Below are 11844 nucleotides of genomic sequence, written 5' to 3'. Positions count from 1 at the left end.
AGAACCCCCAGAAATCATTTATTTCCAACCGCCGAAACGAAAAAGAGGTCCAAAGAGCGTTCATACAACCCTAAATGGTCATGAACACGGTCGGTTCGAATGCGGGTCATGAATAAACCGGGCTAAGGATAAAAACCCTATGCCTTTGACCTTATCTGCGTTCAGAAAAAGATTTTAAAGCCTTTGACTTCCGCGGCGCGCGCTGCTCGCTTATATCTTATAATACTCCCGATACCATTTCACGAATTTCTCAACCCCCTCCTCTATCGGCGTAGCCGGCTTGAAGCCGACATCCTGAACCAGGTCGTCCACATCGGCGTAGGTGGCGGGAACGTCGCCGGGTTGAATCGGCAGGAGGTTTTTCTGCGCTTTTTTCCCCAGGGCTTTTTCCAGGGTTTCGATGAGGTGCATCAGCTCGACCGGGCTGTTGTTGCCGATGTTGTAGTTGCGGTAAGGGGCCGCGCTGGTGCCGGGATCGGGGGTGTCGCTCGACCAGTCGGGGTTGGGGGCGGCGGTGTTGTCGGTGACGCGGACGACGCCTTCGACGATATCGTCGATGTAGGTGAAGTCGCGTCGCATTTTACCGTAGTTAAAGACGTCGATGGGACGGTCTTCGAGGATGGCTCTGGTAAACAGGAACAGCGCCATGTCGGGACGCCCCCAGGGGCCGTAGACGGTGAAGAAGCGCAGCCCCGTAGTCGGCAGCCGGTAGAGGTGGCTGTAGGTGTGCGCCATCAGCTCGTTGGCTTTCTTGGTGGCGGCGTAGAGGGACACGGGGTGGTCGACGTTGTGGTGGATGGAAAAGGGCATGCGGGTGTTGGCACCGTAGACGGAGGAGGATGAGGCGAACACCAGGTGCTGCACGTCGTTGTGGCGGCACCCTTCGAGGATGTTCATGAAGCCCACCAGGTTGCTGTCGACGTAGGCGTGGGGATTCTCCAGAGAGTAGCGCACACCGGCCTGCGCGGCGAGATTGACGACTTTACCGAAGCGCTCTCCGGCAAAGAGGGCTTCCATGCCGGGGCGATCTTCGAGGCTCATCTGCACGAAGCGAAACGCGGGGTGGTCGGTGAGCTGCGCCAGGCGGGCCTGCTTGAGACTGACCTCGTAGTAGTCGTTGAGGTTGTCGAGGCCGACGACCTGGTCGCCGCGGGCGAGGAGGCGCCGGGTGAGGTGGAAACCGATGAAGCCGGCGGCGCCGGTGACGAGTATTTTCTGCATGCCTTGGGTTCTCTTCCGGGGTTGCGGGTTTTGGGACCGATGGGACTTTATAGGACGGATGGGACCTATGGAAATCTTTTTGCATCGGACATTGCAATATAGCGTATTTTGCGAGAGAAATTAAGTGGTTCGGCGCAAATATTTCGGACTGGGTGGCTTATTCGCTGAAATTTATGTATTTTTAGGCACTTTCATCAAAGGAGGGGATTGTGTCTGAACCTTATACCATTCATCATCACGGCGCCCGCGAGGGGGTGACCGGATCCTGCCATGAGCTGCGTCTGGACGGTGGCGCGGGAATCCTGATCGACTGCGGTCTTTTTCAGGGCGAAGACGAGCAGACACGCGGCGAAGGGCGGTTGGAGATCGATTTTGAGACGGGGCATCTCAAGGCGCTGGTGGTCACTCATGTGCATATCGATCATGTGGGGCGCATTCCTTATTTGCTGGCGGCGGGATTCGACGGACCGATCATCTGCAGCGAACCGTCGGCGGTGCTGCTGCCGCTGGTGCTGGAGGATGCGGTCAAAATAGGCTTTACCCGCGACCGGCGCCTGGTGGAGAAGTTCATCGCCCACATCAAAAACCGCATCGTCGCCCTGCCCTATGGCCAATGGCATCCGATCGAAACCGGAGTGGACGCACCACGGCTGTCGGTCAAACTGACACCGGCCGGGCACATTCTGGGATCGGCCTACGTCACCTGCCGCATCCAATCCGAAGGTTCCACCACGGACAACGGACCACGGACAAAAAACAGCCTCCACATCCTCTTCTCCGGCGACCTGGGCGCCCCCTACACGCCGCTGCTGCCGGCGCCGCGCGCACCGTACCGAGCCGATCTGCTGGTGCTGGAGAGCACCTACGGCGACCGGGTGCACGAGGGGCGCAGAGAACGCCACCAACGTCTGCGGGAAGTCGTGGAGCGGGCGCTGGCGGATCGCGGGGTGATCCTGGTACCGGCGTTCAGCATCGGCCGCACCCAGGAGCTGCTGTACGAACTGGAGGAAATCATCCATCGCAACCGTGCGCGTTTTGCCGCCAAAGGGCTGCCGTGGGAGGAGCTGGAGATCATCGTCGATTCGCCGCTGGCGTCCCGTTTTACCGAGGCTTACCGCAAGCTGCGCCCGTTCTGGGATGCGGAGGCGCGCGCCAGGGTACGGGCTGGGCGCCATCCGCTGGCGTTTGAGCAGCTGACCACGGTAGACAGCCATGATAATCATCTGCATACGGTGGGCTATCTGAAAAAGCATTTGCGCCCCTGTATCGTGATTGCGGCGAGCGGCATGTGCGCCGGCGGGCGCATCGTCAATTACCTGAAAGCGCTTCTGAACGAAAAGTCAACCGATGTGCTGTTCGTCGGCTATCAGGCGGCGGGGACGCCGGGGCGCGACATCCAGAAATACGGCCCGCGCGGCGGCTACGTGGTGCTGGACGGGCGCCGCTACGACATCCGCGCGCAGGTTCACACCCTGAGCGGCTACTCGGCCCACGCCGACCGCAAGGATCTCGTCAATTTCGTGCGCCGCATGCGCCACAGACCGCAGAAGGTGCGGCTGGTGCACGGCGAAGCGCAGGCCAAGGCTGCGCTGGCCAAGGAGCTGGAGGCGTTGGGGGTTGAGGTGGATTGACGGGCGAGCTCCCCCCTCCCATCCTCCCCCCGCTGGGAGGAGGAGCAATTCACTCCCTCTCCCAGCGGGAGAGGGTCGGGGTGAGGGAGACGAAGGCTTTTCCCACATTGACCGCCTCCGCTTCACCACTTATAATGTCAGAAAAAGTCAACGACATTCAAGGAGAGTTTCCATGTCTCAAATTACTGCCCGCCTTCCCGATGAAACGGTTTCGGCACTTGACCGCGCGGCGAAGAGTCTGCACCGCACTCGCGCCGACATTATCCGCCAGGCGATTGAAGCGTACCTGGAGGATTTCGATGACCTGAGTCTGGCTGTGGAACGCTTGCGCGACCCCTGCGACGAAACCGTAAACTGGCAAGAGGCGCGCCGTGCCCTACTCGCTGACGATTAAGAAAAGCGCCCTCAAGGAAATGCAGGCGCTGCCCAAAGCCGATCGCACCCGACTGGTGGCAGCGATCGACGCACTGGCCGAGAATCCTCACGTCGGCAAACTGCTCAAAGGAAATTTTTCCGGTCTGCGGCGCCTGCGCGTGGGAGTATATCGGGTGGTTTACGAAATCAACGAGGGTCAGGTCAGAATTCTCGTACTGCGCGTGGCTCATCGCAAAGAAGTTTACCGGTAGCGGCAAGCTCCCCCCTCCCAACCTCCCCCCGCTGGGGGGAGGAGCAATTCACTCCCTCTCCCAGCGGGAGAGGGTTGGGGTGAGGGAGTCCAAGGGAGAGGGTTGGGGTGAGGGAGTCCAAGGGAGAGGGTCGGGGTGAGGGAGCGAGGAGCTAAGCAAAATGTCTCTGGAGAAGCTTGCGCAACGCTGAAGAAACCCGCCCCCGATCGGCGCCCGCAAGTGCCCCGGCTTTTCTGAGGACAAGTTTCTCATCCAGGGTAAAGAGCTTCATTCTGACGATGGAGGGGGCCGGCAGACCGGCTGCATCCAGATTCTCGATTTCAACATCGAGAGGCCAGTCGGAATTTCTGGCGCTGGTAATCATTGCCATGACCGCCTGGCCGACCGGCCGGTTAAATATCGCGGCATCAGATAGAACCAGCGCCGGACGGCGTTTTGTGGTGGCACGGTCGGTAAAAGGAAAAGGCACCACCACGACATCGAAGGCCTCATAGATCATGATAAGCCTCTTCATCCGCGCTAGATTCCCACTCGGTCAGCGTGCCTTCCAGCGCCCGGGTAAAGGCCAGATCAACGGGGCGGGCCTTGCGCAGGGTGATGTGATCGTTTTCGATGTCGAAAGCGATGGCGTCGCCGGCGTCCAGATGCAGAGCACGACGGACAGGTTCGGGGATGGTCGCCTGGTATTTTGAAGTGAGCTTGCTGGTCGATGTCTGCATTGTTGAACCTTCCCTGAATCGGTGATGAGTGAGGCGTGAAGAGTGAAGAGAAAAAGCGTAATAAACTGATTTTGTTCACGGCCCCACGCCTTACTCTTCACCCCTCACCCCGTGAAGCCTGTAATGCCGCTTCAAATCGGCAGTTCCCTGACGATCTCACGGATCCAGACCTCCATCAAGATGTTCGCCTGGCAATACACAGGTAATACTACCATTACCTCGACGGTGCGGCAAGCTCCCCCCTCCCAACAGCTCCCCCCTCCCAACCTCCCCCCGCTGGGGGGAGGAGCAGGGTTTTCCCCCTCTCCCAGCGGGAGAGGGTTGGGGTGAGGGAGTCGAAGGAAGAGGGCCGGGGTGAGGGAGTCCAAGGAAGAGGGCCGGGGTGAGGGAGCGCGAAGTGGGGAAAATTTCCGACTCATCCGTTGAAGATTACTGATTTTGCCGCTACTATTGAGTGATTTCGCTGAATCCGGCCCTTCACCCACAAAGAATCTACAATCTGCCCTGAATCATATCGAGGTTTTTCCATGATTGTCCCCGTCATCCTGTCCGGCGGAGCCGGAACCCGTCTATGGCCTCTGTCGCGCGAACTCTACCCCAAACAGCTGCTGCCGCTGGTCGGCGATCACACGATGCTGCAGGAAACGGCGCTGCGCCTTGAGGGAGTGCGCGATCTGGCCGCGCCGCTGGTGGTGTGCAACGAGGCGCACCGCTTCATGGTGGCGGAACAGCTGCGCCAGGTCGGATGCCCCGCCTCGACTATTATTCTGGAGCCTGTGGGGCGCAACACGGCACCGGCAGTCGCGGTGGCGGCCCTGCGTGCCATGGCTGAAGGCGATGATCCGCTGCTTCTGGTGCTGCCGGCCGACCATGTGATCGAGCGCCCGGAGGCGCTGCGGCAGGCGGTCGGCCTTGGAGCGCCGGCAGCCGAGGAAGGCGGCCTGCTGACCTTCGGCATCGTGCCGACCGCACCGGAGACGGGGTATGGGTATATTAAAGGCGGTCCGTTGTCCGTAGTCCGTGGTCCGTTGCAGGAAGAACCCGATGGGACGAATCGCCCACCAACAGTTGACCGGTCTTCAACAACGGACAACGGACAACGGACCGCGGACAGGTTTGACAACGGACAACGGACAACGGACAAAGAACATATTAAAGGCGGTCCGTGGTCCGTGGTCCGTGGTCCGTTGCAGGAAGAACCCGATGAGACGAATCGCCCACCAACAGCGGGCAGAGGCTCAACAACGGACAACGGACAACGGACCGCGGACTGGTTTGACAACGGACAACGGACAACGGACAGGTTTGACAACGGACAACGGACAACGGACAGGTTTGACAACGGACCGATCCTCTCCGTCTCCCGGTTCGTCGAAAAACCTGACCGCGCTACGGCGGAACAATACCTGGCGGCGGGCGATTACTACTGGAACAGCGGCATGTTCCTGTTCAAGGCTTCGAGCTATCTGCGCGAACTGGAGAAATTCGCCCCGCAGATGGTCGCCTGCTGTCGTGATGCGCTGGACAGGGCGCAGCGCGACCTGGATTTCACCCGCCTCGATGCCGAGGCGTTTGCGGCCTGCCCGAGCGATTCCATCGACTACGCGGTGATGGAGAAGACGGCTGATGCGGCGGTGATTCCCCTCGACGCCGGCTGGAACGACGTGGGCTCCTGGTCGGCGCTGTGGGAGGTCGGCGAGCGAGACGAGAACGGCAACGTCACCCGGGGCGACGTGCTGACGCAGAACAGCCGCAACTGCTACCTGCACGCCGAGCAGCGCCTGGTGGCGGCGGTGGGGCTGGAGAACCACGTGGTGGTTGAAACCGCCGATGCGGTGCTGGTCGCGCCGCGTGACCAGGTGCAGGACGTCAAGGCGATCGTGCAGCAGCTCAAAGCGCGCGGGCGCGACGAGGCGCTGCTGCACCGCCGCGTCAACCGCCCCTGGGGCGCGTACGAGGGGCTGGCGAGCGATGCGCGCTTTCAGGTGAAGCGCATCACGGTGGCGCCGGAAGCGAGCCTGTCGCTGCAGCTGCACCACCACCGCGCCGAGCACTGGATCGTGGTCAAGGGCACGGCGCGGGTGACCCGCGGCGAGGAGACCTTCCTGCTGTCAGAGAATGAATCCACCTACATCCCGCTGGGCGTCCCCCACCGCCTGGAAAACCCGGGCAAGATCGCGCTGGAAATGATCGAGGTGCAGAGCGGGAGTTACCTGGGCGAGGATGATATTGTGCGGTTTGAGGATCGGTATGGCCGCTAACGCGGCCGTCAGTTGTCAGTTGTCAGTTGTCAGTTGTCAGTTGTCAGTTGTCAGTTGTCAGTTGTCAGTTGTCAGTTGTCAGTTGTCAGTTGTCAGTTGTCAGTTGTCAGTTGTCAGTTGTCAGTTGTCAGTGAAATTGTGACCGTCAACACATCAAAAATACAAGGGTTTTCTCCACCGGACCACAGACCACAGACCACGGACCACGGACCACGGACCACGGACCACAGACCACAGACCACGGACCACGGACCACGGACCACGGACCACGGACCACAAACCACGGACCACGGACCACGGACCACGGACCACGGACCACGGACCACGGACCACGGACAACGGACCACGGACAACGGACAACAAACCACAGACAGGTTCCAACAATGACACGAAGCAATTTCCAATCCTTGCGGGTTTATCGCCTGGCTGAAGATTTGGCCGATCTTCTATGGACAATCGTTGCACAATGGCCTCCTATGGCGAAAAATACTTTAGGCTATCAACTGGTTCGCGCAGCAGACAGTGTTGGCGCAAACATCGCTGAAGGTACCGGTCGAGGCAGCTTTCAGGACAACCGCCGGTTTGTAAAAATTGCCAGAGGCTCCCTGGCAGAAGTCCAGCACTGGTTACGGCGAGCCTATAAAAGAAACCTTCTTTCGCCTGAACATACAGAAAAAATCAACCAGATTCTCCAGGAGCTTTTACCTAAGATCAACGCGTACCTTAAATCCATAGGACAACAGCCAGCATGAGCAGACAACGGACAACGGACAACGGACAACGGACGCCCTTAACCTGCTTCAAAGCCTACGACATCCGCGGGCGGCTGCCGGATGAGTTGAATGAGGAGATTGCCTGGCGGATCGGGCGGGCTTATGCTGAGTTTCTGCGGCCGCGGAAGGTGGTCGTGGGGCGTGATGTGCGCCATTCGAGTGCGGGGCTGAGCGAGGCTTTATGCCGGGGGCTGAGCGAGGGCGGAGTGGATGTGTACGACATCGGCTTGTGCGGCACCGAGGAAGTCTATTTTGCGACTTTTTATGGCGGGATGGACGGCGGCATCATGGTCACCGCGAGCCACAACCCCATGGACTACAACGGCCTCAAGCTGGTGCGGGAGGGGGCGCGGCCCATCAGCGGCGACAGCGGCCTGAACGAGATCCGCAGGCTCGCGGAAGTGGCCGATTTCGGCGCGCCGGAACAAACGGGCGCGGTGCATGAGTACGACGTGAAAGGCCCTTATATCCGTCATCTGCTCGGCTATATTGAGTTGCCGACGCTCAGGCCGGTGAAGATAGTGGTCAACGCCGGCAATGGCTGCGCCGGCCCGATCCTCGATCTGCTGGAGGCGCAGCTGCCCTTCGAGCTGATCAAGGTGCATCACGCGCCCGACGGCAGCTTCCCTCACGGCATCCCCAACCCGCTGCTGCCGGAGAATCGTGCTGCGACGGCGGAGGCGGTGCGCGCCCATGGCGCCCTGCTCGGTCTGGCGTGGGACGGTGATTTCGACCGCTGCTTCTTCTTCGATGAAAACGGCGACTTCGTCGAAGGCTATTATATTGTCGGCCTGCTGGCGGCCAACATCCTGCAGAAGGTTCCCGGCGCCCGCATCATTCACGATCCGCGCCTGACCTGGAATACCATCGAGATGGTACGCGAGACGGGTGGCGAGCCGATCATGAGCAAGACCGGCCACGCTTTCATCAAGGAGCGCATGCGCAAAGAGGACGCGGTGTACGGCGGCGAGATGAGCGCCCATCATTATTTCCGCCACTTCGCCTACTGCGACAGCGGCATGATCCCCTGGCTGCTGGTGCTGGAGCTGATGTGCCGCGAGCAGAAGACGCTGTCGCAGCTGGTCGGCGAACGCATGGCGCGTTTTCCGGCGAGCGGCGAGATCAACCGCACCGTGCAGGATCCGGCGGCGGTTATGGCGGCTGTGGAAAAAACATACGCAGACGAGGCCCGGGAGGTCGACCACACGGACGGACTGGCGATGGAGTTCGACCGCTGGCGTTTCAACCTGCGCATGTCCAACACCGAGCCGGTGCTGCGCCTCAACGTGGAGAGCCGCGGCGATGAAAAGCTGATGCGGGTGAAGACGGAGGCGCTGCTGGCGATGGTGGGTGGGGAGAGGTAGAAAAGACCACTCGGAGCTTCCCGCCCCCCCTCCCAACCTCCCCCCGCTGGGGGGAGGAGCTATGAGAGTCCCCTCTCCCAGCGGGAGAGGGTCAGGGTGAGGGAAGGTTTTTTCCGTTTAAGGAGATCTGCAAATGGCATCACGCGATGAACTTGTCAAAGAACTGGCGGAGGATGTGCAGCAGCGCTTCGGTGCCAATGTTCCCCTTGACCAGGCGCCGTCCGGCGAGCTCAACAGCTACCTGGCAGAGCGGGTCGGGGCGATGATCGACAAGCTGCCCGATCCCTATCAGACCCTGATCGCGGACTGGCCGGGAGAGGCGCATCAGCTCGACCTGGCCTGGTGGGAGAGCGAACCGACCCCGCGCCAGATCGTCCTCGGCCTGGCCGCCGCCATCCTCGAACTCGAAACGCGCGAATACCTCGACCTGCCACGGTAGGGGCCTGGAGGGCCCCCCACCCGTCACGCCCCACCCGTCACGCCCCACCCTCCACACCTCTTCCACCCTCCCCCCTTTAAATCTGCGACAAGCTGGTATACTGAGCTAATGAGGGTGCTGGAAAAACCTGGTTGATACCAGAAAGGGGGTTTATCCATGAACAAAAATATCGGCAAATTCGGCATCGGCGGCAAACGGAAACGCACGCCTACCAGCGAAGATCCCTATATGCCCGCAGAGGGGCACAAGGAGCCGGCGATCTGCGAGAGCTGCCAGGCGCTTTACCGCAACAAGCGCTGGTATCTTGACCCCGCCGAAGCGCAAAAGGCTCTGAACGACAGCGGTGTGAATCGCGTCACCTGCCCGGCCTGCCGCAAGATCAGCGAGCATTATCCCGAAGGCATCGTCACTCTGAGCGGCAGCTACCTCTGGAACCATGAGGAGGAGATCCGCAACATTCTACGCAACGAGGAGAGCAAGGCAACGTCCAAGAACCCCCTGGAGCGCATCATGCGCATGGAACGGGAGGGGGATGATATGGTGATCGAGACCACGGAGGAAAAACTGGCCGAGCACCTGGGGCGCGCCCTGCACAGCGCCCATCAGGGCGATCTCCAGGTGGACTGGACCGACGACCACAACGTCTGCCGGGTTCAGTGGCGGCGCGACTGATCCGGCTTGTTCGTGAACCGCTATCGACAGATCGAACACACCGCTGACCTCGGCCTGGAGATCTGGGGCGATTCCCGCAGCGAGCTTTTTGCCCAGGCCGCCTGTGCGCTGCGCGAGGTGATCGTGGCCGACGCGCCGGTGAGCCCTCGCGAGACACAGCAAATCGAGGTCAGCGGCTCCGACGACGCCGAGCTGCTGGTGGCCTGGCTGTCGGAGCTGCTGTTTCTGTTCGAGTGCCGGGGGTTTCTGCCCGCCGATTGCGAGCTGGAGTTCGGCGAGGGGTTCCTGCGCGCCCAGATCAAAGGCGAACCCTTCGACCCGCAGCGCCACCCGCTGGAGCGTGAAGTCAAGGCGATCACGCATCATCAGGTGCTGGTGGAGGAGAAGGGCGGGCAGTGGCATGCGCGGGTTTATGTCGATATATAATCCAAAAAGCTAAAAAGCTTGAACCACCGAGAGCACAGAGAACACTGAGAAAACAAAAAAGCTTAGGGTAGAAACACAGAAGATCTGAAGTTCAGAAGTAGAAGATTTTTTTCTCAGATTTTCCTCTGTGCTCTCTGTGCCCTCTGTGGTTCAAAAAAAGGTTTTCACCCATGCCCATCAAGCTCCAACAGATCGACCCGTGCCGCTGGCGCATCCCCCGCGAAGGGAAGATGCGGGTTGAGGGGCTGGTGTTTGCCGATCGGGCCATGATGGAGGTGCTGCAGAAGGAGCAGGCGCTGGAGCAGGTGCGTAATGTGGCGACGCTGCCGGGTATTGTCGGCCGCTCCATCGCCATGCCCGATATCCACTGGGGCTACGGCTTCCCCATCGGTGGGGTGGCGGCGTTTGATCCGGAGAATGGCGGCGTGGTGTCTCCGGGTGGGGTGGGTTACGACATCAACTGCGGGGTACGGCTGCTGCGCAGCGAGCTGGAATCTGAGGAGATTCGCCCCCACCTCAGGGAGCTGGCGGATGCGCTGTTTCGCAATGTGCCCTCCGGGGTCGGCTCGCATCGCCGCGATCTGAGCCTGGCGCCCCGTGAAACGCGCAAGGTGCTGGAGCAGGGTGCGGCCTGGGCGGTGAAAAACGGTTTCGGTTCCGCGCAGGATCTCGATCACATCGAGGAGCGCGGCACCATCGCCGGCGCCGATCCGGAGGTGATCTCCGAGCGCGCCCTGGAGCGCGGACGCAATCAGCTCGGCACGCTGGGCTCGGGCAATCATTTCCTTGAAGTGCAGCGGGTCGACGAGGTGCTTGATTCCGAAGCTGCGAACGCTCTGGGGCTTTTCGAGGATCAGGTGACGGTCTCCATCCATACCGGCAGCCGTGGGCTTGGCTACCAGGTATGCGACGATCATCTCAAGATGATGCTGCGCGCGGCTGCCAAATACGGCATCGAGCTGCCGGACCGCCAGCTGTGCTGCGCGCCGCTGGAGAGCCCTGAAGGGCGGCAGTACCTGGCGGCGATGGCCGGGGCAGCCAACTTCGCCTTTGCCAACCGCCAGCTCATCACGCACTGGGTGCGTGAAACGTTCGAGCAGGTGCTGCAGGCCGGGCCCTCGCAGCTGCGCATGGGCCTGATCTACGATGTGTGCCACAACATCGCCAAGTGGGAAACGCATCAGGTCGAGGGACGCGCGCGGCGGTTGTGCGTGCATCGCAAGGGGGCCACCCGCGCCTTCCCTCCGGGGCATGCCGAGACGCCGGCGCTCTACCGCGAGGTGGGGCAGCCGGTGCTGATCCCCGGCGATATGGGGCGCTGCTCCTATGTGCTGGTGGGCACGGAAGATGCGTTCAACGAGACGTTCGGTTCGACCTGCCATGGTGCGGGCCGGGTCCTGTCGCGCCACGCCGCCAAGAAGATGGCCCGCGGACGCGACATTCCAGCCGACCTGGCCGCGCAGGGAATTCTGATTCGCGCCGCCGGCCGCGCCACCATGGCGGAAGAGATCTCCGAGGCGTACAAGGATGTCTCGGAGGTGGTGGAAGTGGTGCGCCGCGCCGGGATCGGCCGCATTGTGGCGCGGCTGGTGCCGATGGCGGTGGTTAAAGGGTGATGGCGTCGCAAAAACTCACCAACTGCTGCGTTGCTGCAATTGCTCTCGCTGCTTCGACGTACGTAAGTACGCCTCATTGCTCGACAATCGCGCGCC

At 61.1% G+C, this 11844-nt stretch carries 13 protein-coding genes; 10 read left to right on the top strand and 3 right to left on the bottom strand.

Annotated elements, in window-relative coordinates:
- Positions 1–210: 210 nt before the first annotated feature.
- Positions 211–1221 carry an NAD-dependent epimerase gene (locus AB7E65_RS09080; RefSeq protein WP_428745729.1) on the bottom strand — a complete coding sequence of 337 codons (1011 nt, stop codon included), beginning with the start codon at positions 1219–1221 and terminating at the stop codon, positions 211–213.
- Positions 1222–1430: 209 nt separating this feature from the next.
- Between AB7E65_RS09080 and AB7E65_RS09075 the strand changes: the two genes are divergently transcribed.
- From AB7E65_RS09075 to AB7E65_RS09065, 3 genes are all read left to right on the top strand, one after another.
- Entirely contained in the window at positions 1431–2852 is a 1422-nt protein-coding gene (locus tag AB7E65_RS09075) for an MBL fold metallo-hydrolase RNA specificity domain-containing protein (protein WP_428745728.1), read from the top strand.
- A gap of 172 nt (positions 2853–3024) precedes the next feature.
- A complete protein-coding gene (locus tag AB7E65_RS09070; RefSeq protein WP_428745727.1) occupies positions 3025–3246 on the top strand; it encodes a ribbon-helix-helix protein, CopG family in 222 nt (73 codons plus the stop codon).
- Complete coding sequence (locus AB7E65_RS09065; protein ID WP_428745726.1) at positions 3224–3478, top strand: type II toxin-antitoxin system RelE family toxin; 255 nt, start codon at positions 3224–3226, stop codon at positions 3476–3478. Before AB7E65_RS09070 ends, AB7E65_RS09065 begins: the two co-directional genes overlap by 23 nt.
- A 151-nt stretch (positions 3479–3629) precedes the next feature.
- On the opposite strand, the gene AB7E65_RS09060 is transcribed toward AB7E65_RS09065, so the two are convergent.
- Together AB7E65_RS09060 and AB7E65_RS09055 are read right to left on the bottom strand one after the other, a co-directional pair.
- Positions 3630–3977: a type II toxin-antitoxin system PemK/MazF family toxin gene (locus AB7E65_RS09060; protein ID WP_428745725.1), complete on the bottom strand. Its 348-nt coding sequence runs from the start codon at positions 3975–3977 to the stop codon at positions 3630–3632.
- Complete coding sequence (locus tag AB7E65_RS09055) at positions 3967–4197, bottom strand: AbrB/MazE/SpoVT family DNA-binding domain-containing protein (RefSeq protein WP_428745724.1); 231 nt, start codon at positions 4195–4197, stop codon at positions 3967–3969. The genes AB7E65_RS09060 and AB7E65_RS09055 overlap by 11 nt, the downstream gene beginning before the upstream one ends.
- Before the next feature lie 527 nt (positions 4198–4724).
- Here AB7E65_RS09055 and AB7E65_RS09050 point away from each other — a divergent pair.
- The 7 genes from AB7E65_RS09050 to AB7E65_RS09020 all read left to right on the top strand — a co-directional run bounded on the left by AB7E65_RS09050 (position 4725) and on the right by AB7E65_RS09020 (position 11748).
- Positions 4725–6458: a mannose-1-phosphate guanylyltransferase/mannose-6-phosphate isomerase gene (locus AB7E65_RS09050; RefSeq protein WP_428745723.1), complete on the top strand. Its 1734-nt coding sequence runs from the start codon at positions 4725–4727 to the stop codon at positions 6456–6458.
- A 383-nt stretch (positions 6459–6841) separates the two neighbouring features.
- Positions 6842–7210, top strand: a complete 369-nt coding sequence (locus AB7E65_RS09045) for a four helix bundle protein (protein WP_428745722.1) — start codon at positions 6842–6844, stop codon at positions 7208–7210.
- Positions 7207–8595 (top strand): phosphomannomutase, encoded by a 1389-nt coding sequence (locus AB7E65_RS09040; protein WP_428745721.1) that lies wholly within the window; start codon positions 7207–7209, stop codon positions 8593–8595. Before AB7E65_RS09045 ends, AB7E65_RS09040 begins: the two co-directional genes overlap by 4 nt.
- 133 nt (positions 8596–8728) lie before the next feature.
- A complete protein-coding gene (locus AB7E65_RS09035) occupies positions 8729–9034 on the top strand; it encodes a hypothetical protein (RefSeq protein WP_428745720.1) in 306 nt (101 codons plus the stop codon).
- A 156-nt stretch (positions 9035–9190) separates the two neighbouring features.
- A complete protein-coding gene (locus AB7E65_RS09030) occupies positions 9191–9706 on the top strand; it encodes a BCAM0308 family protein (protein ID WP_428745719.1) in 516 nt (171 codons plus the stop codon).
- A 12-nt stretch (positions 9707–9718) separates the two neighbouring features.
- On the top strand, positions 9719–10132 hold the full coding sequence (locus tag AB7E65_RS09025; protein WP_428745718.1) for an archease: 414 nt from the start codon (positions 9719–9721) through the stop codon (positions 10130–10132).
- Between the two features lie 170 nt (positions 10133–10302).
- Complete coding sequence (locus AB7E65_RS09020) at positions 10303–11748, top strand: RtcB family protein (protein WP_428745717.1); 1446 nt, start codon at positions 10303–10305, stop codon at positions 11746–11748.
- Positions 11749–11844: the final 96 nt, after the last annotated feature.

The organism is Syntrophotalea sp. (assembly GCF_050253115.1).
Taxonomy (GTDB): Bacteria; Desulfobacterota; Desulfuromonadia; order Desulfuromonadales; family Syntrophotaleaceae; genus Syntrophotalea; species Syntrophotalea acetylenica.
Note: the sequence above shows the minus strand (reverse complement) of the source record. Positions and strands in the feature narration are given on the sequence as shown.